Source organism: Pseudotabrizicola algicola (assembly GCF_010915705.1).
Lineage (GTDB): Bacteria > Pseudomonadota > Alphaproteobacteria > Rhodobacterales > Rhodobacteraceae > Pseudotabrizicola > Pseudotabrizicola algicola.
Genome location: NZ_JAAIKE010000004.1, coordinates 105450 through 128787, shown reverse-complemented (window position 1 = coordinate 128787; position 23338 = coordinate 105450). Strand labels below are relative to the sequence as shown.

Annotated in this window: 22 protein-coding genes; 7 read left to right on the top strand and 15 right to left on the bottom strand. The window is 65.2% G+C overall.

Going from position 1 to position 23338, the window contains the following annotated elements; all coding sequences use genetic code 11:
• Positions 1-116: 116 nt before the first annotated feature.
• The 7 genes from G3572_RS13690 to G3572_RS13660 form a co-directional block, all read right to left on the bottom strand.
• A complete protein-coding gene (locus tag G3572_RS13690) occupies positions 117-944 on the bottom strand; it encodes an ABC transporter permease (RefSeq protein WP_164612837.1) in 828 nt (275 codons plus the stop codon).
• Entirely contained in the window at positions 941-1822 is an 882-nt protein-coding gene (locus G3572_RS13685) for an ABC transporter permease (RefSeq protein ID WP_164612835.1), read from the bottom strand. The genes G3572_RS13690 and G3572_RS13685 overlap by 4 nt, the downstream gene beginning before the upstream one ends.
• Positions 1823-1864: 42 nt before the next feature.
• Positions 1865-2590 carry a transporter substrate-binding domain-containing protein gene (locus G3572_RS13680; RefSeq protein WP_164612833.1) on the bottom strand — a complete coding sequence of 242 codons (726 nt, stop codon included), beginning with the start codon at positions 2588-2590 and terminating at the stop codon, positions 1865-1867.
• Between the two features lie 45 nt (positions 2591-2635).
• The gene (locus G3572_RS13675) at positions 2636-3400 is read right to left on the bottom strand and encodes an ABC transporter ATP-binding protein (RefSeq protein ID WP_164613196.1); all 765 of its coding nucleotides are present in this window, start codon (positions 3398-3400) and stop codon (positions 2636-2638) included.
• Positions 3401-3572: 172 nt separating this feature from the next.
• Positions 3573-4343, bottom strand: coding sequence for a phosphate/phosphite/phosphonate ABC transporter substrate-binding protein (locus G3572_RS13670; RefSeq protein ID WP_164612831.1), 771 nt, complete (start codon positions 4341-4343; stop codon positions 3573-3575).
• Positions 4340-4777, bottom strand: coding sequence for a tellurite resistance TerB family protein (locus tag G3572_RS13665; RefSeq protein WP_164612829.1), 438 nt, complete (start codon positions 4775-4777; stop codon positions 4340-4342). Before G3572_RS13665 ends, G3572_RS13670 begins: the two co-directional genes overlap by 4 nt.
• 40 nt (positions 4778-4817) lie before the next feature.
• The gene (locus G3572_RS13660; RefSeq protein ID WP_240335551.1) at positions 4818-5579 is read right to left on the bottom strand and encodes a transglycosylase SLT domain-containing protein; all 762 of its coding nucleotides are present in this window, start codon (positions 5577-5579) and stop codon (positions 4818-4820) included.
• On the opposite strand from G3572_RS13660, the gene gatB reads away from it, so the two are divergent.
• From gatB to G3572_RS13645, 3 genes are all read left to right on the top strand, one after another.
• Complete coding sequence (gene gatB, locus G3572_RS13655; protein WP_164612826.1) at positions 5578-7089, top strand: Asp-tRNA(Asn)/Glu-tRNA(Gln) amidotransferase subunit GatB; 1512 nt, start codon at positions 5578-5580, stop codon at positions 7087-7089. The genes G3572_RS13660 and gatB overlap by 2 nt on opposite strands.
• On the top strand, positions 7086-7736 hold the full coding sequence (locus tag G3572_RS13650) for a hypothetical protein (protein ID WP_164612824.1): 651 nt from the start codon (positions 7086-7088) through the stop codon (positions 7734-7736). The genes gatB and G3572_RS13650 overlap by 4 nt, the downstream gene beginning before the upstream one ends.
• 160 nt (positions 7737-7896) lie before the next feature.
• Positions 7897-8319, top strand: coding sequence for a DUF4177 domain-containing protein (locus G3572_RS13645; protein WP_164612822.1), 423 nt, complete (start codon positions 7897-7899; stop codon positions 8317-8319).
• 11 nt (positions 8320-8330) lie between these two features.
• Here G3572_RS13645 and G3572_RS13640 read toward each other — a convergent pair whose 3' ends face one another.
• The 5 genes from G3572_RS13640 to G3572_RS13620 form a co-directional block, all read right to left on the bottom strand.
• Positions 8331-9431 carry a pyridoxal phosphate-dependent aminotransferase gene (locus tag G3572_RS13640; protein WP_164612820.1) on the bottom strand — a complete coding sequence of 367 codons (1101 nt, stop codon included), beginning with the start codon at positions 9429-9431 and terminating at the stop codon, positions 8331-8333.
• Positions 9432-9572: 141 nt separating this feature from the next.
• Complete coding sequence (locus G3572_RS13635; protein WP_164612818.1) at positions 9573-9905, bottom strand: DnaJ family domain-containing protein; 333 nt, start codon at positions 9903-9905, stop codon at positions 9573-9575.
• A 191-nt stretch (positions 9906-10096) separates the two neighbouring features.
• Positions 10097-13204 (bottom strand): valine--tRNA ligase, encoded by a 3108-nt coding sequence (locus G3572_RS13630; RefSeq protein WP_164612816.1) that lies wholly within the window; start codon positions 13202-13204, stop codon positions 10097-10099.
• A gap of 113 nt (positions 13205-13317) precedes the next feature.
• The gene (locus tag G3572_RS13625; protein ID WP_164612814.1) at positions 13318-14070 is read right to left on the bottom strand and encodes a VOC family protein; all 753 of its coding nucleotides are present in this window, start codon (positions 14068-14070) and stop codon (positions 13318-13320) included.
• Complete coding sequence (locus tag G3572_RS13620) at positions 14067-14426, bottom strand: DUF1428 domain-containing protein (RefSeq protein ID WP_164612812.1); 360 nt, start codon at positions 14424-14426, stop codon at positions 14067-14069. The genes G3572_RS13625 and G3572_RS13620 overlap by 4 nt, the downstream gene beginning before the upstream one ends.
• A gap of 77 nt (positions 14427-14503) precedes the next feature.
• Here G3572_RS13620 and G3572_RS13615 point away from each other — a divergent pair, with 77 nt between their 5' ends.
• On the top strand, positions 14504-15160 hold the full coding sequence (locus G3572_RS13615; protein ID WP_240335550.1) for a winged helix-turn-helix transcriptional regulator: 657 nt from the start codon (positions 14504-14506) through the stop codon (positions 15158-15160).
• Here the strand turns inward: G3572_RS13615 and G3572_RS13610 are convergent.
• Positions 15157-15588: an Lrp/AsnC family transcriptional regulator gene (locus tag G3572_RS13610; protein ID WP_164612808.1), complete on the bottom strand. Its 432-nt coding sequence runs from the start codon at positions 15586-15588 to the stop codon at positions 15157-15159. The genes G3572_RS13615 and G3572_RS13610 overlap by 4 nt on opposite strands.
• Before the next feature lie 216 nt (positions 15589-15804).
• Between G3572_RS13610 and G3572_RS13605 the strand changes: the two genes are divergently transcribed.
• From G3572_RS13605 to G3572_RS13595, 3 genes are all read left to right on the top strand, one after another.
• The gene (locus tag G3572_RS13605) at positions 15805-16950 is read left to right on the top strand and encodes a type III PLP-dependent enzyme (protein WP_164612806.1); all 1146 of its coding nucleotides are present in this window, start codon (positions 15805-15807) and stop codon (positions 16948-16950) included.
• Positions 16951-17074: 124 nt separating this feature from the next.
• A complete protein-coding gene (locus G3572_RS13600; protein WP_164612804.1) occupies positions 17075-19360 on the top strand; it encodes a xanthine dehydrogenase family protein molybdopterin-binding subunit in 2286 nt (761 codons plus the stop codon).
• Between the two features lie 34 nt (positions 19361-19394).
• Positions 19395-20435, top strand: coding sequence for a T6SS phospholipase effector Tle1-like catalytic domain-containing protein (locus tag G3572_RS13595; RefSeq protein ID WP_354004034.1), 1041 nt, complete (start codon positions 19395-19397; stop codon positions 20433-20435).
• A 50-nt stretch (positions 20436-20485) separates the two neighbouring features.
• On the opposite strand, the gene G3572_RS13590 is transcribed toward G3572_RS13595, so the two are convergent.
• Complete coding sequence (locus G3572_RS13590; RefSeq protein ID WP_164612801.1) at positions 20486-21781, bottom strand: citrate synthase; 1296 nt, start codon at positions 21779-21781, stop codon at positions 20486-20488.
• An 81-nt stretch (positions 21782-21862) separates the two neighbouring features.
• Entirely contained in the window at positions 21863-23269 is a 1407-nt protein-coding gene (gltX, locus tag G3572_RS13585; RefSeq protein ID WP_164612799.1) for a glutamate--tRNA ligase, read from the bottom strand.
• Between the last annotated feature and the right edge of the window lie 69 nt (positions 23270-23338).

Here is a 23338-nt window from a genome sequence, read left to right as displayed (position 1 = left end):
TGGTCGGGGCCTCGCCGGGGGCGCGGCCCGTGGTCCATCCTCGGGTTACGATCTTGCGTCCCGCCTGTGATGCGGGTCCGGACGGGTGTCCGGATAATTTGATCAAATGTAGGCTACTATCGGATCAACTGAGGACGCAAGCGAATTTTGCCGCTCAGATTGGAAGGCAGGTGCCGGTTCAGCCGCGTGTTGATCCGCCCCATCAGCCAGATCAGCAAAAGCGTCAGGATGATGAAGTAGCCCGCCACGATCGGATAGGGGATAAAAGGGTTGAAGGTCTTGTCCGCGAAATAGCTGGCGTAATAAAGCGCATCGCCCCGCTGCTGAAACGCCGGAAAGCCCGAGAAAAACACCAGCGTCGTGGAATGGAACAGGAAGATCGCCTCATTCGTATAGGCGGGCCAGGCGAGGCGCAGCATGGTCGGCCACTGGATCCGGCGGAACTTGGCAAAGCCGGTCAGGCCATAGGCTTCGGCCGCCTCCAGATCGCCCTTGGGGATGGATCGCAGCGCGCCGTGGAAGATCTCGGCCGAATAGGCGGCGGTGTTGAGGAACAGCACAAACAGCGCTCCCGCCCAGGCCTTTGTCGTCCACGCCGTCTGCACCGTGACGCCGAACACGTCAATTCCGGCGCGGGGCAGCAGTTGCAATGCCTCGTAGGCAAGGAAGAACTGGATGAATAAAGGCGAGCCGCGGAACAGAAAGATGAACCATTCCGCGGGCTTGCGGGCAATCGGGTTATGCGAGGCCTTGGCAAAGGCAATCGCATTGGCCAGCACAAAGCCGAACAGCAGCGCCACGACCCCGAAATACACGTTCCAGATCAGGCCCGATCCGATCAGCGTGAATTGCTGGCACAGGGTGAAGTCCGTGCGCGGCAGCAACCGCTCGCCATAGCCCAAGGACCGAAAGGCATAGGCACCGATGGTTTCCCAACAGGTCATATCCCCGCCTTTCGCATCGCTTCGCCCGCCGCCGTGGCCTGACCCTTGGCCAACCGCGCGGCAATGCGGTTCAGCACGATTTCCGACAGGCGCGTGAAGCCCAGATAGAACACCAGCAACGCCATGAAATAATAGAGCCGCCAGTCGGGGTGCGGGTAGTCAAAGGCCTGCGTCTTGGCCCCGCCCAATTCCCGTGCCCAGTAGACGATATCCTGCACACCCAGCAGGAACAGCAAGGGCGTGGCCTTGATCAGGATCAGCCACAGGTTTGACAGGCCCGGCAGGGCGTAAACCCACATCTGCGGCACCAGCACACGGCGGAACACCTGTGACGGGCTAAGACCATAGGCTTCGGCGGTTTCCAGTTGCGCGCGCGGCACCGCCTGCATCGCACCATAAAGGACATTGGCCGCAAAGGCCCCGAAGACCAGCGCGAAGGTCAGCACCGCAAGCATGAAGCCGTAGAACTGATGCACCGTCTGCGGGGCAGACCCGAGCGGCACCTTTGCCTGCGGACACACCCTGAATTCCAACCCGTTGCGCACGGGTTCCACCCAGTCGGGGCAGCGGATCAGGTGCATGATGTATTCGATCCCCTGATCCAGCGCGATCACGAAGAACAGGAAGAACACGATATCGGGCACACCGCGCACCATACCGGTATAACCCTTGCCGATCAGGCGCAGCGCGAAAAACTGGCTGCGCGCCGCCATCGCGCCGAAAAATCCAAACAGCATGGCAATCGGGGCCGTCACCGCCAGCAGCAGCAGCACGGTGCCAAATGCCCAATACATATTCAGGTGCTTACCCGAGGTCAGGTAGCACGACAGCCATGACAGGCCTTCCAGCGATTTGGGATCAGCGCAAAATTCAAACATGCGAAATTGCCCCCGCCCGCAGCGCGCGCGGGGGCCTGTTCATCAGAACACGTCGGCGTCTTCGCCGAACCACTTGATGATCAAGGCGTTCAGCGAACCGTCCTCTTTCATCGAGCCGATGGCGGCGTCAAACTTGCCGCGCAGTTCCGTGTCCGACTGGCGCAGGCCCATGCCCACACCGCCGCCCAGCGTCACGTCATCCGACACGATCACCAGCTGTCCATTCGATTCGTTCACGATTGGAACCAGGTAGTCCTTATCGGCAAACACCGCATCGGCCTCGCCGTTGCGCACCGCTGCGACGGTTTCATCCGGCGTCGCGAACTCCAGCAGCGTCGCGCCAGAAGCCGCGATGTAACCCGATTGGATGGTGTTGACCTGCGCCGCGATCACGCCGCCCTCGATATCGGCATCGGGCGACAGTGCGACATAGGCCGACGGGGCCGGGGGGGTGTAGTTCTGGGTGAAGGAGATCACCTTCGACCGCTCTTCATTGATGTTCATGCCGGCGATGATGGTGTCATAGTTGCCGGACTGAAGGTTCGGGATGATCGAATCCCAATCGGTTGTCACCCATTCACAGGTCAGCTCGGCGCGGCGGCACAGCTCGTCGCCCAGCTCGCGCTCGAACCCGTCCACCTGACCGTTGTCATTGATGAAGTTGTACGGAGGGTAGGCGCCCTCGGTGCCCATGCGCACGACCTGCTGCGCAAAGGCGCTCCCTGCCGTGAGCGCGACAAGCGCGGTGGCGAGCATCAGCTTTTTCATATGTGTCTCCCTAGTTGTTAGCTGTTGTTATGGTTTCGTGTATCGTCAGGCGGTCGCGGAAAGGAAACCGCGCAGACGGGCGGTCTGCGGCGCGCCGAACACCCGCTCCGGCGGTCCTTCTTCCTCGATCAGGCCCTGATGCAGGAAGATGACGTGGTCCGAACAATCGGCCGCCAGTTTCATGTCATGCGTGACGAGGATCATCGTGCGCCCTTCTTCGGCCAGCGCCTTGATCACGCGGATCACCTCTTGCTCCAGTTCCGGGTCCAGCGCGCTTGTCGGCTCGTCGAACAACAGGGCGCGCGGCTCCATGCACAGCGCCCGCGCAATCGCGGCGCGCTGTTGCTGCCCGCCCGACAGCATCGCAGGCCATGCATCGGCCTTGTCGGCAATGCCCACCTTGGCCAGATATTCCCGCGCCTTCGCCTCGACCTCGCCCGGATCGCGCTTCAGCACCGTCACCGGCGCCTCCATCACATTCTGCAGAATCGTCATGTGAGACCACAGGTTGAACTGCTGGAACACCATCGACAGATTTGTGCGGATGCGGGTCACCTGTGCGCGGTCGGCGGGGTGGCGGTTCAGCCCTTCCCCCTTCCAGCGCACCGCCTCGCCCTCAAAGCGAATCTCGCCCTGCTGGCTGTCCTCCAGAAGGTTGCAACACCGCAGCAGCGTCGATTTCCCCGACCCCGACGATCCGATCAGGCTGACGACATGCCCGCGCGGTGCCGTCAGGTCCACACCCTTGAGCACCTCGAGCGAGCCATAGGCCTTGTGCAGACCCCGAATCTCGATCACCGGGGTGCCCACGCCATTGGCCGCGCCGGGAATGGGCGCGGGCTTGGTCCGATCACTCTCGCTCAGATGGGCAGTGGTCACTTTGCCTCGCGCCGTTTGGAACAGTTGATCAAATTAGGACGCAAGATTGCTCCCTTTGCAACGCCCTTTGTGACAGACGCAGCGGCAGATGCCGCGGCTTTTATCACCTTTCGCCTTGAATTTGGGCGGGGGCAGGGGGGATGGGCAGAGCCAGATACGCGCTTTGCGGGATATCGACAATCCCTTGCAGGCCAAGGTTGAGCCGCTCTGCCTCGCCCAGAGCCGCAATCGCCTCGGCGACTGCCTCAAAGATCGCCCTGCGCGGCGCGCCCTTGGCGGCAATCAGCGGCAGGCCCGGCGTGGGCCTGGTCTGCGCAAACACGCGCAAGCGTGCTGCAAAGCCGTCGTGGCGGCACAACAGCCGCCATGTCACCGCATCGATTGCCGCGAAATCCGCTCTCCCCTCGGCCACCGCCCGCGCGCTTTCGCGGTGGCTGCCTGTTTGCAGCGCAGGAAAAAGTGGCACGCCTAGGCTTTGAAAATGCTCATGCACCGCGGCCCAGCCCGATTGCGACAATGCCTCGTTGAACGCGAGTGCCGCGCCGCCGAATGCCGCCGCATCGGTGCGCGCATCATCCGCCCGCGCGATCAGCACCGAGCGGTAATAGCCCGGCGGGCATCCGTCGACGCCATAATCCGGCGTGCCGATCAGCGTGACCTGCCCGTGCAACCGTGCCCGAAACGGCAGACCGCAGGTTTGCGACAACACGAGGCTCGGCGCCTGCCATGCGGGCCAATAGGCCCCGTCGCCTCGCGAAAGTTCATGTGGCGCCTCAATTCCGCGCGCTTGCAATCCGTCGCGGATGTGACGCCACAGCCTATCCGTAGCCTCGCGCGTCTCGGCGCGGTCATACATGGCAAGCGAGGCAATCACCCTTTGGCCGCCCGCTGGCGGGCCAGCGCCGATTCCACATCCGTGAGCCCCAGCAGATTGGCAACCAGACGCAGCAACCTGTCCTCTTCGGCATTGCGTCCGCCATCCGACAGCGCGACAGACCACAGCGCCTGCAGCAGACTGTTGCGGTCCTCTTGCGCGGTCGCGGCCTTGATGGCGCGGGTGAAGCGCACGGTGTCGGGGGCTTCGGCCTCCAGCACCTCGGCCTCTTTGCGCAGGCTGGCGGCGGCAAAGGGCGACAGACCGTGCATGGCGGCCATGACCCTGTCGATCTGCGCAACCTCGGCAGCGGCATAATCGCCGTCAGACCGCGCCACGCGCACCATCAGCGCGCAGAGCGCAAGGCGCGCATCGGGTTCGGGCAGTCGCGCGGGGGCAGGGGCCAGAAGGCCGGAGAGGAGTCTTTCAAACATGGATCAGACATAGGCCGCAGCCGGGCCAAGGGCAAGAAGCTCAGCCCGTGCAATACTCTTGCGACTTGGTCCAGCCTGCGATGTCCGATCGTTTCGATGCCGACCGGAACGGCCCCCAGTCACGCCCGATGCCCTGATTGCCGCTGCCCGCAACCACACCGTCGCGGCCCACCTGGGTCGACATGATCTTGATGGCGCAGGCCAGATTTGCCTCGCCGTTCTTGAGCGCTTCGGGGCTGGTCGCCTCGCAGCGATAGGCGCGGGCGGTCTGGGGCGAGATCTGCATCAGGCCGATATAGCGCCCGCCGCCGCCCGACGCGCGGGGGTTCCATGTGCTTTCATGCTTGGCGGTCGCCGACAGCAGCCCTGCCCAGAACGCACGGCGCTCGGTCAGAGACGCGTCATCATATCCGGGGCACCAGCGCTGGATATCGGCAGGCACGCGTGCCGCCAGCACCGCATCCTGCGCGGCGATCATGTTCATCGAGGTGCGTGTCCAGTTGGCCGCTTCCGGTCGGTGATCCCAGCGCATGGCGGGGGGCTCGCTTGTGTCTTTCCCGGTGGCACCGGCCACACAGCCGGCAAGAATGAACGTCGAAAGAGCGACAAGCGAAAGGGAAGCGCGCATCAAAAAGACCATCGGTGGCACCGCACCTCTGTGCGCGGCCCCGAGGCGATAGGCTGCAACGCCCTGTGCGAACAACCCCGCCATGCGGATGTCGGCAGCAATCCGCCAGTTCCACCCCTTGCCCCACGGCGTTTGCCCGCCTAAAGACAGGGGGAAACTTAAGGAGTGCGCCATGCTGGACCTGACCTACACCGCGCCGACCCCCAAGGTGATTGCCGGGGCAAAGCACGATTGGGAACTTGTCATCGGAATGGAAATCCATGCGCAGGTGTCTTCCAACGCCAAGCTCTTTTCGGGTGCCTCCACCAGTTTCGGCGCGGAGCCGAATGCCAACGTGGCCTTCGTGGATGCCGCCATGCCCGGCATGTTGCCCGTCATCAACGAATTCTGCGTGGAACAGGCAGTGCGCACGGGGCTTGGTCTCAAGGCGCAGATCAACCTGTTCTCTGCCTTCGACCGCAAGAACTATTTCTATCCCGACCTGCCGCAGGGCTATCAGATCAGCCAGCTTTACCACCCCATCGTGGGTGAGGGCGAGGTGCTGGTCGAACTCTCCCCCGGCGTCGCCCGCCGGGTGCGGATCGAGCGCATCCATCTGGAGCAGGACGCGGGCAAGTCCATTCACGACATGGACCCGGCGATGTCTTTCGTCGATCTCAACCGCACCGGCGTGGCCCTGATGGAAATCGTCAGCCGGCCCGACATCCGCGGCCCCGAAGAGGCTGCCGCCTATGTCGGCAAGCTGCGCCAGATCTTGCGCTACCTTGGCACCTGTGATGGCAACATGCAGAACGGCAACCTGCGCGCCGATGTGAACGTTTCGGTCTGCCGCCCCGGTGCCTATGAACGTTATCAGGAAACGCAGGATTTCAGCCATCTGGGCACCCGCTGCGAGATCAAGAACATGAACTCGATGCGCTTCATCCAGCTGGCCATTGACTATGAAGCCCGCCGCCAGATCGCCATTCTGGAAGATGGCGGCAAGGTCGAGCAGGAAACCCGGCTCTATGACCCCGACAAGAACGAAACACGTTCCATGCGGTCAAAGGAAGAGGCGTTTGATTACCGCTACTTCCCGTGCCCAGACCTGCTGCCCTTGGAGATCGAACAGGGGTGGGTCGATGACATCGCAGCCTCGATGCCCGAACTGCCCGATGCAAAGAAGGCCCGCTTCATGGGCGATTTCGGCCTGACCGATTATGACGCCAACGTGCTGACCGCCGATCTCGACTCGGCCGCGTTCTTCGAATCGGTGGCGCAGGGACGTGACGGCAAGATCGCCGCCAACTGGGTCATCAACGAACTCTTCGGCCGGCTCAACAAGGTGGGTCTTGCCATCGCGGAAAGCCCCGTCTCGGCTGCGCAACTGGGCGGCATGCTTGATCTGCTGGCCAAGGGCGAGATCACCGGCAAAATGGCGAAGGGCCTGTTCGAAATCCTGTGGACCGAGGGTGGTGATCCTGCCGAACAGGCGGCAAAACACGGGATGAAGGCCGTAACCGATACGGGCGAGATCGAACGCGCGCTCGATGCGCTGATCGCGGCCAACCCCGAACAGGTGGAAAAGGCCAAGCTGAACGCCAAACTGGCCGGCTGGTTCACGGGCCAGGTGCTCAAGGCCACCGGCGGCAAGGCCAACCCCGCCGTCGTGAATGCGATGGTGGCGCAGAAACTCGGGCTGTGACGCTGCTGGGCCGCTTTCGCGCGGCCCTTGGCCGCGACGATGCCACGCTGCTGGCGCGGGCGCGGGCCGATCTGCGCTTGGGTCTGGGGCTGAACCCGCCTGCCTGCCTGCCGCCCCTGAACCGCGCCATCGCCGCGCTGGAACGCCTGCCCAACACGTCCGAGGTGGCGCTGATGCTGGGCCGCGCGCTGTGTGCCAAGGCGCGGGCAGAGCCCGGCACTGCGGCCCCCGTCCTGCGCGCGCGGGCGGTCGCCAAACTGCGCGCCATGATCGACACGCCGCGGGTGCCTGCCACCGAAAAGGCCGCGCTCTGGGCGGCTCTTGCGCAGGCTTGGATGCCGCTGCCGGCCGATGCCGACAATCCCGATCTTTGCCACCGCCAGTTGCTGCGCGCCTTCGAGGCGCAGACCGAAGCGCTGGTGGTGCCCTCGGCGGCAGCGCATCTGGTCATGGCCGAAATCGCCCTCGCGCTCAGCCGCTCCCCGCTTTGCGCCCAGCCGAGGGACATGGCCGAGGCCGTGCGGCGTCATGTGCAGGCCGCGCGCGCGCTTGGCCCCGATGCCGATGAATTGACCACCGCCCATGCGCTGATTTCCGCCACGCGCGCGCTTTTTCCGGGTCCTTCCGGTCCTGCCACCTCGGCCTGACGCGCGCCTTCCCCTAGAGATAGCGGTCCGCCCTTCGCCAACCTACCAGATGGGGCGATTGTTGCGGCGCTGCCCGCAGGTCCTTGAAATCTGCGGCTCCGCCTTGGCCTTGTTGCCCAAATCCCGCTATTCTGCCCCCTGTCAAACTGCGGGAGCCATCATGCAGCGCTATGAATTCAAGGTCATTCCAGCCCCCAAGCGGGGCGAGAAATTCCGTGGTGTCAAAACCACCGAAGATCGTTTTGCCCAGACGCTGACGCAGGTCATGAACACGCTGGGGGCCGAAGGGTGGGATTACGTTCGCGCCGACACGCTGCCTTGCGATGAGCGTGCAGGCCTGACCGGAACCAAGACCACCTACCAGAATATGCTGGTGTTTCGCCGCCCGCTGGCGCAAGGCGTGGCCGCAACTGCGCCCTTGGCTGCTGCGGCTGTCACCGATCCGGCCATCGCCGCACACAGCCTGCGGGCAGATGCCGCCCCCGCAGCCGATGTGCCAGCCCTGAAACTCGGGGGCGCTCAGGTGCCGCTGGGGGCAGCCCCCGCCATTGGTCCCGCCAAATCGGAAATCGCCGCCGAATAGGTGCGGCAGGGTCAGCCTGCCGCGGCCACCGCCTCCGGCAGCACCTCTTCCAGCACATCCAAGGCGGCGTCATCGCCCAGACTGATGCGGATGCAGCGGTCCAGCGGTGCCACAGCCGGCATGCGGATGAAGACGCCCCGCGCCACCGTCTCGCGCAGGATCACGCGGGCGTGGTCGCCGTCGCGCCCGCAGTCCACCGTCACGAAATTGGTGGCCGAGGGCAGGGGGCGCAGGCCGTTGGCTTGGGTGATCCGCGCCACCCGCGCCCGCGCCGTGATGATCCGCGCCCGCACCTCGGCCAGCCAGTCCTGATCTTGCAGGGCCGCCAGCGCGCCGATCTGGGCCACCCGCCCCATGCCGAAATGGTCACGCACCTTGTCAAAGGCCCGCGCCAGTTCGGGACGGGCAATCGCATAGCCGACCCGTGCTCCCGCCATGCCATAGCCTTTGGAAAATGTGCGTAGCCGGATCACCTGCGGGTGGTCGGGATCGATCCTCGGGATCGTTCCATCGGGCGCGAGGTCGGCATAGGCTTCGTCCAGCACAAGGAGGCTATGGTCCGGCAGGTTGGCCACCATCTCCTCGATCACCGCCGCCCGATGATGGCTGCCCATCGGGTTGTCGGGGTTGGCGAGGTAGATCAGGCGCGCGCCGGTCTGCCTTGCACTGTCCAGCAGGGCCTGCGGGTCTTCGTGATCGCCGCTGTAAGGCACGCGGTGCAGCGCCCCGCCATAGCCCGCCACATGGAAGGCAAAGGTGGGATAGGCCCCGAGCGAGGTGACCACGGGGGTGCCCGGCTCCAGCGTGAGGCGGCACAGGAGGCCCAGAAGCCCGTCGATGCCGCCGCCCAGCACGAGATGGGCAGGGGTCACGCCGTGATGCGCGGCGAGGGCGGCCTTCAGGTCATGCCCCTCGGGGTCGGCATACATCCAGACCCCCGCCACCGCCTCTTGCATCGCGGCGCGGGCCTTGGGGGAGGGGCCGAACAGGCTCTCGTTCGCCCCCAGTCTGGCGCGGAAGGGCCTGCCCTGCTGGCGCTCCAGCGTCTCGGGGCCGGTGAAGGGCACGGTGGCGGGCAGGGAGGCGGCGAGGGGTGTGAGAAATCGGGTCATGATGGGGGCAGAGTGGCGGGAAATACCGCACAGGGCAAGGGGGGAGCCCGCTGTGTTACAAAGCGGGCTTCCTAGATAAATCAAGGGCTTGCCCTGCCGTCTTCAGGCTTTCTTAACTCTTGCCCGCACAAGCGCCTGCGCTCAGTCGCGCAGGAAGCGGCGGCGGGCCTCTTCGGCCATGGCCTGCCGCATCTCCAGCCGGGCAAGTTCTGCCATCGCCGCCTTGCGCGCGGCCTCATCCGTCAGGCTGGCCAGATGCGCGCGCTGGGCGATCACCTGCTTTTTCAGCGTGATCTCCTCGGGCAGGACGCCCGCCTGCGCCATGATGCGGAAGCCCACCGCATCGCCCGCACTGACGAAGGCATCGCCCGGGCGTTCGGGCAGCGGCTTGCCCTCTCCCTCAAGCCCCTGCAACTGGCCTTGCAGGCGGGATTTCTGGATCTGGCGTTCGGCGAGTCGGGATAGCCAAGACATGTGCGGACCTCCTGTTCCTTTCCAAGATGGGCCTTGCACGGGCCGAAAAAAAGGGGGGCTGTCTGCCCCCCTTCGTCGCTGCGCTCCTCATCCCCCCGAGGATATTTGTGAACAGATGAGGACCCGAGCGGATTTCATCTGTTCTTAAATATCCCCGCCGGAGGCTCCCCCCGGCGGTCCGGGCGTGCCGGTCAGCCGATTTCGGCCAGCCGTGCCATCGCGGCGCGCAGCGTCGCGGCTTCTTCCTCGCGGGCGGCGAGGTTGGATCGCGCCTCTTCCACCACGTCCTCGGGGGCCGAAGCGGCGAAGGCGGGGTTGTTCAGCCGGCCCTTTAGCCCGCCGATTTCCTTGGCCAGCTTGTCGAGTGTCTTTTGCAGGCGGGCCTTTTCCTCGGCGATGTCGATGACGCCTTCGAGCGGGATCGCGAAGGTCGCGCCTTCGGCGGCCACGGTGATCGCGCCCTTGGGGGCGGCATCGGCGCGGGTGAGGCTGGCGATGCGGGCAAGCCGCTGGATCAGTGCCTCGTTGCTGGCCCATGCGGCCTGCGCCGTTTCGGTCATCGCGGTGGCGACCAGATCGAGTTTCAATCCGGCAGGCACATGCACCTGCGCGCGGGCCGAGCGGATATCGTCGATCAGGGCGGTGACCCATGTCATTTCCGCCATCGACGGCGCGTCGATCAGGGTGGCGGGCAGGGCGGGCCAGTCGGTGTGCACCAGACGTCTGGCGCGGGTGCCGGTGGTGTGCCAGAGTTCTTCGGTGATGAAGGGCATGAAGGGGTGCAGGAGGATCATAGACTGATCCAGCACCCATGCCATCGTGGCGCGCGTCTCGGCCGCCTGTTCGCCATCGAACAGCGGTTTGGCGAATTCGACATACCAGTCGCAGACCTTGCCCCAGACGAATTTGTAGAGCACGTCGGCGGCCTGATCGAAGCGGTAGTTTTCCAGCGCCTCGGAAACCTCGGTCGCGGCCTTGGCGGTTTCGCCGATGATCCAGCGGTTCACGGTGGCGCTGGCCTGCGGCGGCGCGCTTTGGGTGGCGTGGCCTTCCCAGACGCCGTTCATCTCGGCAAAGCGGCAGGCGTTCCAGAGCTTGGTGCCGAAGTTGCGGTAGCCCGCGATGCGGGCGGTGTCGAGTTTCAGCACGCCGCCGAGGCTGGCCATCGCCGCATTGGCGAAGCGCAGCGCGTCGGCGCCGTATTCGTCGATGATCTCCAAGGGGTCGATGACATTGCCGAGGGATTTCGACATCTTCTTGCCCTTGGCGTCGCGCACGAGGCCATGCAGGTAGACGGTGTTGAACGGCACCTGACCCACCACCGCAAGTTGCATCATCATCATGCGGGCGACCCAGAAGAAGATGATGTCCTGCCCTGTGATGAGGGTGGAGGTGGGGAAATACCTTTGCAGTTCCGGGGTTTGTTCCGGCCAGCCCAGTGTGCCGATCGGCCAGAGGCCGGAGGAGAACCATGTGTCGAGCACGTCGGGGTCGCGCCAGACCGGATAGACCAGATGGGTCGGGTCCTGGCTGAGGGTATAGTCGGCCAGTGCCGCCGCGAAGGTTTCCACCGCCGCCTGCCGGTCTGCAACCTCGACCACGCGGGCGGTGTTGAGCGGCTGGGGCAGGGCGGCCAGATCATCGCGGAAGCGTTCCGTCACCGCCGCGACGCTGTCGGCGCAGTGGAAGCGCGACTCGCGCGCGAGATAGCCGCCATCGCCGAGGATGGTCAGGATTTCGACCTGATCGAGCGCATTGTCGCCTTCGTCATCGACAAAATCGGCGGCGTCGATGGACAGGCCATACCAGACCGGAATCTGGTGGCCCCACCAGAGCTGGCGGCTGATGCACCAAGGCTCGATGTTCTCCAGCCAGTGGAAATAGGTTTTCTCGCCCGACTCCGGGATGATCTTTGTGGCCCCTGTGCGCACCGCATCGAGCGCGGGGCCGACGATTTTTGCGGTGTCGACGAACCACTGGTCGGTCAGCATCGGTTCGATCACCACCTTGGAGCGGTCGCCGAAGGGCTGCATGATCTTCTTCGCCTCGACCACCGGTTCGCGGCGGAGGTGTTCCGATCCTGTCTCGGGGTCGGTTTCCTTGATCAGCGTGGTGACGGCAAGGCCGATGGCGTTGATATCGGCGATGACTGCCTTGCGTGCCTCGAACCGGTCAAGCCCGCGGTATTTCTCGGGAACGAGATTGAGGCTGTCGACCTCGGCCTCGGTGGCGGGGGAGCCTGCGGCAATCTCGCGGGCGCGGGCGACGGCCTCGGCATAGGGCGCGCCATCGGCGCGCATGTGGCCGCGCGTGTCCATCAGGCGGTAGCAGGGGAGGTTATTGCGCTTGGCGACGGCGTAGTCGTTGAAGTCATGCGCGCCGGTGATCTTCACCGCGCCGGAGCCGAAGGTCGGGTCGGGGTATTCGTCGGCGATGATCGGGATCAGGCGGTCGCAGAGCGGCAGGTGGACCATCTTGCCGACGATGGGCGCATAGCGTGCGTCGGAGGGATGCACGGCCACGGCGCCATCGCCCAGCATGGTTTCGGGGCGGGTGGTGGCGATTGAGATGTAGTCGCGCGTCTCGCGCAGGGTGACGTTCCCCTCGGCGTCCTTTTCGATATATTCATAGGTCTCGCCGCCCGCGAGGCGGTATTTGAAGTGCCACATATGGCCCGCGACCTCGATATTCTCGACTTCGAGATCGGAGATCGCGGTTTCGAAATGGGGGTCCCAGTTCACGAGGCGCTTGCCGCGGTAGATCAGGCCCTTGTGATACATGTCCACGAAGACCTTGATGACGGCGTCGTGGAAGTTGCCCGCTTCGCCCTCGGGCGCGTTGGGGGCGCCGGACATGGTGAAGGCCTCGCGCGACCAGTCGCAGGAGGCGCCGAGGCGTTGCAGCTGGCCGATGATGGTGCCGCGCGAGGATTGTTTCTGCTGCCAGACGCGGGCGAGGAAGGCGTCGCGGCCCATGTCGCGGCGGGTCGGCTCGCCGTTTCTGGCCATTTCGCGTTCGGTCACCATTTGCGTCGCGATGCCGGCGTGGTCGGTGCCGGGCTGCCAGAGGGTGTCATCGCCCATCATCCGGTGCCAGCGGGTGAGGATGTCTTGCAGCGTGTTGTTGAAGGCATGGCCCATGTGCAGGCTGCCGGTGACGTTCGGCGGCGGGATCATCACGGAAAAGGCCGGGCGACCGGGCTTGGCATTGGCTCCGGCGGCGAAGGCGTTTTCGTTCAGCCAGAGCGCCGAGATCCGGGCTTCGGCCTCGGCGGCGTTGAAGGTCTTTTCCATCGGCATGGGCATCATCCTCTGCGGTTGCAGGGGACTTAGCGAATTAGGGCGCAAAGGCCAAGGGGCAGGGCGGGCCGCGCGGGGGCTTTCGCGCGGCGTTTCCGGTCGGGCCAACCCTTTCAGGGCGGGCCGACGAGGGCGAAGATCGCGCCGCGGCTGTCGGCGGCATAGCAGACAAAGGCGCCGCCCGGCACTTCGATGGGGCCGTGCAGGGGTGTGCCGCCTTGCGCCGTGATCCGCGCCATCGCCGCCGCGATGCTTTCGGTGCCGAAGACAGGCAGCCAGTGGGGCGGGGTCCGGGGCTGTGACAGGGCCATGAGGCCGCCGATATCCCCCGCGCCGCGGCGCACCATCTGATAGGTGCCCATCGGCCCCATATCCATGGCCGTGCCGGCCTGCCAGCCGAGGAGGGCGGTGTAGAAGGCCAAGGCGGCGGCGGGATCGGGGGTTTGCAGCTCGTGCCAGTTGGCATGGCCTGCGGCCTGCTGGTCAAAGGCCGCCCCCGGCTGGCCATCGGCGGGCTGCATCAGGCCGAAGACCGCGCCCTGCGGGTCGGCGATGATCGCATAGCGTCCGGTGCCCGGAATGTCGTCGGGGCCTTGCAGGACGCTGCCGCCCAGATCGCGGGCGCGGGCGGCGGTGGCGTCGCAGTCGTCGACCGCGAAATACATCATCCAGACCTCTGACATGCCGCCATCGGGTGCCATGAGGCCCGCCACCATATCGGTGCCCATGCTGGCGATGGTGTAGTCGAAGCCCGGCACGCCCGCATCGGCGAAGTGCCAGCCCATCACGGGGCCGTAGAACGCCGCCGAGGTGGAACTGTCGGCGGTGGCGAGTTCATACCAGAAGGGAAGGCCCTGAACGCTCATGCCGCACCCTTGACCAGAACCGGCACAAAGCCGCCATAGATCATGCGCTTGCCGTCAAAGGGCATGTCGGCCATTTCTTCGGGCGTCACCGCCTCTTCCATCGCCTTGTAGGCGGCGTTGCGGGTGTCCTTGTCGGGCCATGTCATGAAGCAGACCACCACCGTTTCGCCTTCGGCCAGATCGACGGAGCGCAAAAAATCGGTGTGCTTTCCGGCGGGCACATCGTCGCCCCATGCCACCATAAGAGAGAGGGCGCCACGTTTTTCGAAGGCGGGCCACCATTTGTCTTCATGCGCGATATAGGCGTCGCGGCGGCCCGTGGGAACCGGAACAACGAAGGCATCGAGATAGGCCATTGTCTTTCCCTCCTGTTTGCACTTGCCGGAGCAGGCTTGCAAAGTTAGTTACAAAAAACAACTAAAAGATGGGGACGATGACCGGAATCCGCCGAAGCTACGAGGAAGGCTGCATTGCGGCCCATGCGCTTGACCTGATCGGGGACCGCTGGGCGCTGCTGGTGGTGCGCGAACTGATGCTGGGGCCACGCCGCTTTGGCGCGATTCGCGCAGGGCTGCCTGGGGTGAGCGCCAATATCCTGACGCGGCGGCTGGAGGAGCTGGAGGCGGCAGGGCTTGTGCTGCGCGAGGCGCTTCGGGAGGGGGCGGGGTTTCAGAGCTATCGGCTGACCGAGGCGGGGATGGGGCTGTGGCCGGTGATCCGCGCGCTGTGCCGCTGGGGCGCGGCGATGCCGGGGCATGACCCGAGCCTGTTCATCAGCCCGGTGTCCTTGATGCTGTCGCTGCGGGCGATGTGCGCGCGCGGGCGGGCCGGGCCGCACGAGGCGGTGATGATCGCGGCGGGGGAGTCCTTCGTGATCCGCACCGCGCCCGGTGCCTTCCGGGTGGAGCGCGGAGAGGCGGCGGGGGCGGGGCTGCGGTTCGCAGGCAGCACCAATGCGCTTGCTGCCACGCTTTACGGCCCGATGCCGCTTGCGCAATGCGCCGCGGGGCTGATCGGGTTCGAGGGCGATCCGGCGCAGGGGCAGGCCTTTGTCGACCTGTTCTCGCTGCGCCCCGAAGCGGCGGGCTAGACCGCGCGGTCTATCTTGGTGCTGAGGTGGATCAGGCTTTCCGAGGAGTGGACGCCCGTCATCGCGCCGATCTGGTCAAGCACCTGATCGAGCACCTGCGTGTTCGGGCAGGCGATCTGCAGCAAGAGATCGACGCGGCCCGAGGTGGTATAGACCCGCTCCACCTCGGAAATCGACTTGAGGCGGGTGAGGAGGGCGGCCTGCGTGCGCGGCTCTATCGTGAGCAGGACGGTGGCGCGCAGGCGGTTGGGATCGGCCCCCTGACCCAGCTTCAGCGTGTATCCGGCAATGGTGCCATTGTCTTCCAGACGTTCCAGCCGCGCCTGGATGGTCGAGCGCGCAACCTTGAGCCTGCGCGCCAGCATGGCCAGCGACAGCCGCGCGTCGGCGCGCAAAAGGGCGATGATGTTGCGATCGAGTTCATCCATACGATTTGACCGATGTTTTCGTCATTATAACGACCCTGCGCTGCGATTATATAGTTTTGTTCGGTGCGATTGTGCCCCATATGGCGCATCCTACGTTGCAGGAAAAGGGCGGCTCATACGCACCTGGCCTGGTTTTAGATAACCACGCTGGTGCCCGGCCCCGTTCGCAGCAACGGTCAAGGGCTCTGCGTCTTGTTGGCAAGGAAGGAAACGCCGATGGGACTGTCGAAAACGATCTGGACAAATCCGACCGAATATCTGCGGGTAGAGCAACCCGTTGATCCGGTGCTGTTTTTTGCGCCGACCATGGTGCAGGCCGCGGCCCGCCGGTTCATCGACGGCTTTCCGGGCATGGTGACCTATGCGGTCAAGTCCAACCCCAGCGACGAGATGATCGAGAACCTCGCCGCCGCCGGCGTGCGTGGCTATGATTGCGCGAGCGGTTTCGAGATTGACCTGATCCGCCGTCTGGCCCCCGATGCGGCCATCCATTACAACAACCCCGTGCGCGCGCGCCACGAGATCGCCTATGCGGTCGAGCGCGGCGTGAAATCTTACAGCGTTGATTCTCGGTCCGAACTCGACAAGCTGATCGAGATGGTTCCGGCGGAAGGCACCGAGATTTCGGTGCGTTTCAAACTGCCGGTGGCGGGTGCGGCCTATAACTTCGGGGCCAAGTTCGGGGCCACGGCGGACGTGGCTGTCGATCTGCTGAAAACGGTGGCCGAGGCCGGGTTCATCCCGTCGCTGACCTTCCACCCCGGCACGCAATGCACCGACCCCAAGGCGTGGGAATCCTACATTCTGGAGGCTGCCGAGATCGCACGGCGCGCCGGTGTGACGATCGCCCGGCTGAACGTGGGCGGCGGTTTTCCGAACCACCGGCTGAACGGCGTGGCGCCGCAGCTTGAGGAGACCTTTGCGCTGATCGACCGCGTGTCGACCGAAGCCTTCGGGGCCGACCGTCCGCTGCTGATCTGCGAGCCGGGACGGGCGCTGTGCGGCGATGCCTATACGCTGGCGGCACGGGTCAAGGCGGTGCGCGACGACACGCATGTGTTCCTGAACGATGGTGTCTATGGCACGCTGACCGAATTGCCGCTGATCGGGGTGATCGACCGGATGGAAGTGCTGTCGGGCGCGGGCGAGAAGCGTGTGGCCGAGGATGTGCCGCGCATCATCTTCGGGCCGACCTGCGATTCCGTCGACCGTCTGCCGGGTGACATCGCGCTGCCGGGTGATATTGCCGAGGGCGATTTCCTGATCGTGCATGGCATGGGGGCCTATTCCACCGTGACCAATTCGCGCTTCAACGGCTTTGGCAATCTGGGTGTTGCCACGGTGCTGTCGCTCAAGGTCTGATCCGGGGCCGCTCATCGCGCGTGACCGCGCTCTTCGCTTGCCGGGAGTCCGGCCTGTAACGCCTCTGGCTGGACAAATCCGGCCGGGGGCGTAACTCTTTGTGCGGCAGGCAAAGGGGTGGGTCATGAGCGGGTTCGGCAAGGCGCAAGGTGTTGGACGGCATGAAGATATCCGGTTCCTGACCGGGCGCGGGCGCTATGTGGACGACATCGCGCCCGCGGGGGCCTTGCACGCGCTGTTCCTGCGCTCGGATCATGCGCATGGCGAGATTCTGGCGCTGGATCTGGCGGCGGCGCGGGCGATGCCGGGGGTGCATCTGGTGCTGGATGCGGCGGCGCTGGAGGCGCTGGGCGTGACGCTGGGCATGAAGGGCGCGCGGTTGCGCAATGCCGATGGCAGCATGGGCGCGGGGCCGGAGCGGCCGGTGCTGGCGCGGCGCCGCGTGCGCCATGTCGGCGAGGCGGTGGTGATGATCGTCGCCGAGACGCTGGCGGCGGCGCAGGATGCGGCCGAGGCGGTCGGGCTGGACATCGCGCCCTTGCCGGTGGCGCTGGCGGTGGCCACGGGCGGGCCGGAGGTGCACGCAGAGGCGCCGCAGAACCGCGCCTATGACTGGCAGATCGGTGATGCGGCGGCGGTGGAGGCGGCGTTCGAGACCGCCGCGCATCGGGTATCGCTGGAGGTGATCCACAACCGCATCATCGTGAACGCGATGGAGCCGCGCGGCTGTTTTGCCGAATGGGAGAACGGGCGGCTGCATCTGGCGGTGAACGGGCAGGGCGTGTGGAACCAGCGCAACGAGCTGGCGCGGATGCTGGGCCTGCCGCGTGACGCGGTGCGAGTGACCAATCCGGACGTGGGCGGCGGTTTCGGGATGAAGGCGATGACCTATCCCGAATATGTCTGCGTGGCGGCGGCGGCGCGGGCGCTGGGCCGGCCGGTGCGCTGGAGCGCGACGCGCGGGGAATCGATGCTGACCGACAATGCGGGGCGCGATCTGGTGGCAGTGGCGGAGCTTGCCTTTGACGAGGGGCTGCGCGTGACGGGCTACCGCGTTAACCTTGTGTCCAACCTCGGGGCCTATAACTCGCAATACGGGCAACCCATCCAGTCGGAGTTGTTTTCCAAGGTGCTGACCGGGGTTTATGACATCAAGGCGGCGCATCTACGCGCGGTGGGGGTCTATACCAACACCACGCCCGTCGATGCCTATCGCGGGGCGGGGCGGCCCGAGGCGATTTTGACCATCGAACGCGCGATGGATGAGGCGGCGCGCCAGTTGGGGGTGGACCCGTTCGATCTGCGGATGCGCAATTTCATCAGGGATTTTCCCTATCGCAGCGCCACGGGAGAGCTGATTGATGTGGGGGATTTCCCCCGCGTGCTGACCCGCGCCAAGGCCGAGGCGGATGTGGCGGGGTTCGCGGCCCGCAAGGCCGAGAGCGCGGCGCGCGGCAAATTGCGCGGCATCGGGCTTGCCACCTATATCGAGAGCATTCTGGGCGATCCCGACGAAACCGCGCGGCTGGTGCTGGATGCCGGCGGGGGCGCGACGCTCTATGTCGGCACCCAGTCGAACGGGCAGGGGCATGAAACGGTCTATGCCCGCATGGTGGCGGAATGGACCGGCCTGCCGGAACATGATGTGCGGATCGTGCAGGGCGATTCCGATGCCATCGCCAAGGGTGGCGGCACGGGCGGCTCCCGCTCTGTCACCGTGCAGGGCACGGCGATGCGGGCAACGGTGCAAAGCATGGTGGCGGGGTTCAACGCCTTTCTGGCCGAGGAATGGGCGGTGGAGGCCGTGCGCTTTGACGGGCGCACCTTCGGGGCCGAGGGCAGCAACATGCGCCTGACGCTGGCAGAGGCGGCAGAGCTTGCGCGGGAGCGCGGGCGCGATGATGTGCTCGATGTCAGCGAAACCACGCGTCTGGACGGGCGCAGCTTTCCCAACGGCGCGCATGTTGCAGAGGTGGAGGTGGACCCCGAAACCGGAGCGCTGGTGATGGACCGCTATACGGTGGTGGATGATTTCGGAACGCTGATGGCCCCCGAACTGGCCATCGGTCAGGTGCATGGCGGCGTCGCGCAGGGGTTTGGGCAGGCTGTGTGCGAGGCCGCATGTTATGACGCGGAGGGGCAGCTTCTGTCGGCCAGTTTCATGGATTACGCGATGCCGCGCGCCGCCGATCTGCCGATGGTCGCCTTCAGCAGCGAGCCTGTGCCATCCGTGATGAACCCCTTCGGCATGAAAGGGTGCGGCGAGGCAGGCACTGTGGGCGCGCTGGGGGCGATTTCCAATGCGGTGCGGGACGCCTTGGCGCCCTGCGGGGTGGCGCGGGTGGACATGCCCTTTACGCCTTCACGCATCTGGCACTGGTTGAGGGAGGCTGGCCACGTCCCTTCTTGACCGCATCAGGCAATGGTTCCGCCCGTCGCCACAGGTGGAAACCGAAGGCAACGCGCCCCCTGTCGGTCCGGGGCGGGGGCGGGTGGACCATGTGGTGATCCTTGACGGCACCATGTCGAGCCTTCAGCCCGGGCATGAAACCAACGCAGGGTTGGCCTTTCACCTGATCGGCCAGCCGGTGCCGGGGGTGCGGCGGCGGCTGTATTATGAACCGGGGTTGCAGTGGGAAGGCTGGCGCAACCTTGCCTCCGTCGCGCAGGGGCGCGGGATCAACCGGCAGATCCGCCGCGCCTACGGATGGCTGGCCAGCCAGTATCGCCCCGGCGACCGGATTTTTCTGTTGGGCTATTCGCGCGGCGCGTTCGCGGTGCGATCCCTTGCGGGGGTGATCGACCGCGTGGGCTTGCTGCGGCATGATCTGGCGACAGAGCGTAACGTGCAACTGGCCTACCGCCATTACATGCAGGGGCCGGATAGCCCCGCCGCACGGGTTTTTGCGCAGAACACCTGCCATAGCGCCGCGCCGATCGAGATGGTCGGGGTCTGGGATACGGTCAAGGCCCTCGGCCTGCGGCTGCCGTTCCTGTGGATGCTGACCGACCGCCAGCATGCTTTCCATAACCATCACCTCGGCGCGTCGGTTCGTCACGGGTTTCATGCGCTGGCCCTGCACGAGACGCGCGCCGTCTTTGCACCTGTCTTGTGGGACTGTCCGGCGGATTGGCAGGGCAATGTGGAGCAGGTGTGGTTTGCCGGGGCGCATGCCGATGTCGGCGGGCAGGTCGGCGCCTTGGCGGCGGCGCGGCCCTTGGCGAACATTCCGCTGGTCTGGATGCTGGACCGCGCAGAGGCCTGCGGCCTCTTGTTGCCGACAGGCTGGCGGGAGCGGTTTCCCTGCGACCCCAAGGCCCCGATGGTGGGAACATGGCGCGCCTGGGGCAAGCTGTTCCTGCTGCGCCAGCGCAGGGTGGTGGGGCGGGACCGCAGCGAAAAGCTGCACCCCAGCGTGGCGGAACGGCGCGGCGCGGGCGCGCGGCCTGGCGGCTTGCTGCGGGGCGTCAAGGCGATGCGCTAAAGGAAAAGGGCCGCCCGACGGGCAGCCCTTTGGTGTTTCATGACAGGCGCTTAGCGGTTGCGCACATCCACATAGGCGCGGTGCGGCTCGCCGATATAGAGCTGGCGCGGACGGCCGATTTTCTGGCCCTTGTCGGCGATCATCTCTTTCCACTGCGAAATCCAGCCGACGGTGCGCGAGATGGCAAAGATCGGGGTGAACATCGAGGTGGGGAAGCCCATCGCCTCGAGGATGATGCCCGAGTAGAAGTCGACGTTGGGGTAGAGCTTTTTCGAGATGAAGTATTCATCCGACAGGGCGATCCGCTCCAGTTCCTTGGCAACCTGCAGGAGCGGGTTGTTCTCGACGCCGAGCAGGGCCAGCACCTCGTCCGCCGACTGCTTCATCACCGTGGCGCGCGGATCGAAGTTCTTGTAGACGCGGTGGCCGAAGCCCATCAGGCGGAAGCCCGAGTCCTTGTCCTTGGCCTTGGCGACATATTCGGGAATGCGGTCGACGGTGCCGATTTCCTTGAGCATTTCGAGGCAGGCCTGGTTCGCGCCGCCGTGGGCCGGACCCCAGAGGCAGGCGATGCCGGCCGCGATGCAGGCGAAGGGGTTGGCACCCGAGGAGCCTGCCAGACGCACGGTCGAGGTGGATGCGTTCTGTTCGTGATCGGCGTGCAGCATCATGATCCGGTCCATCGCCTTGGCGAGGATCGGGTTCACCACATATTCTTCGGCCGGGATGGCAAAGCACATGTGCAGGAAGTTGCCCGCGTAATCGAGGCTGTTCTTCGGATAGACGAAGGGCTGGCCGACCGAGTATTTGTAGGCCATCGCGGCGATGGTCGGCAGTTTGGCGATCATGCGGATCGCGGCGACCTCGCGCTGCCACGGATCGTTGATGTCGGTCGAGTCGTGGTAGAAGGCGGCCATTGCACCGACCACACCCACCATCGTTGCCATCGGATGCGCATCGCGGCGGAAGCCGCGGAAGAAGTAGTGCATCTGTTCATGCACCATCGTGTGACGGGTCACGCGGGTTTCGAAATCGGCCAGCTGGGCGGCGGTGGGCAGCTCGCCGTAGAGCAGCAGGTAGCAGACTTCGAGGTAATGCGAGTGTTCGGCCAGTTCCTCGATCGAATAGCCGCGGTGCAGCAGTTCGCCCTTGTCGCCGTCGATATAGGTGATCGCGCTTTCGCAGGCCGCCGTCGAGGTGAAGCCGGGGTCGAAGGTGAATACATCGGCCTGGCCATAGAGCTTGCGGATGTCGAGGACATCGGGGCCAAGCGTGGGCGAAAACACGGGCAAGTCAAAGGACTTGCCGTCCAAGGTCAATGTCGCGTTCTTCTGGGTCTCGGCCATCTCTCTCATCCCTCGTTCTTGCCCCGCCGGACCGTCCCGGCTGGTGGCGCATAGTTCTTACGGTGGCAGGGTGCAGCCGGTTTAGGCCGCGGCATCCTGCAACCGCGCAATCGTTTCGTCCTGACCGATGACCAGCATCATGTCATAGACGCTTGGGGTCGCACTCCGCCCGGCAAGAGCGGCACGCAAGGGCGCGGCCAGTTTTCCGAAACCGATGCCATGGGCCGTGGCAACTTCAGTCAGAATGGACTCAAGCGCATCCTTCGTCCAGCTAGCACTTTGCAAGCGCAGCGTCAATTCTTTCAGTATACCACGGGATACAGCGTCAAGTGCCTTGCCTGCCGCCTCGTCGATGTCGACCGGACGCGAGGTGAGGGCGAAGCGAGCCTTATCAAGCAGTTCGGGGAAGGTTTTTGCCCTGTCCTTCACGCAGTAGAGCGCGCGGAAGAGAAGATCGCGCTGGTTTGGCGTCAGGGCGGGGCGTTCCGCTGCGGCCAGATAGCCCTCTATCTCATGCAGCAACGCAGCATCTTCGCCCTGCGCCAGATGCCAGCCGCAGGTTGATTCCAGCTTCTTGAAATCGAGCCGTGCGGGGCTGCGGCCGATTCCTTCAAGCCCGAACATGGAGAGGGCCTGCTCTGTCGTGAAAAGCTCGGCATCGCCATGCGCCCAGCCAAGGCGGGTCAGGTAATTGCGCATGCCCGCCGCCGGATAGCCCTGCGCCTGATAATCCCCGACCGCCGTGGCACCGTGGCGCTTTGACAGTTTCTTGCCATCCGGCCCGTGGATGAGGGGAATATGCGCCCAGACCGGGATCGCCCAGCCCATCGCGTCATAGACCATCTGCTGGCGCGCTGCGTTGTTGAGGTGATCGTCCCCGCGGATCACATGGGTGACCCCCATGTCATGATCGTCCACCACCACCGCCAGCATATAGGTGGGCGTGCCGTCCGAGCGCAGCACGATCATGTCATCAAGTTGGTCGTTGCGCACGGTGACGGTGCCCTGAACCGTGTCGACGATCTTCGTCTCGCCCGTGCGCGGGGCCTTCATGCGGATGGCATAGGGGGCATCGGGGTAGGTGGCGGGATCTGCGTCGCGCCAAGGGCTCTGGAACACCGCATAGCTGACGCCCGCGGCCTCTTGCGCCGCGCGGAAGGCGGCGATTTCTTCGGGCGTGGAAAAGCACTTGTAGGCGGTGCCGCGGGCCAGCATCTGATGCGCCACCTCGGCGTGGCGGTCGCGGCGTTCGAACTGGCTGATGGCGTCGCCATCCCAGTCGAGGCCAAGCCATGTCAGACCTTGCAGGATGGCCGCTGTTGCCTCTGGCGTTGAGCGTTCGCGGTCTGTGTCCTCGATCCGCAACAGGAACTTGCCGCCGCGCCCGCGTGCAAACAGCCAGTTGAACAAGGCGGTGCGCGCCCCGCCGATGTGCAGATAGCCGGTTGGCGAGGGTGCAAAACGGGTGACGACGGGGGTGGCGGACATGGAGCGTTAACCTTTCGGAAACCATCTGGGCGGTAGGCTTGGCCCGGTTCTAGGCGGTGAAGGGGCGGG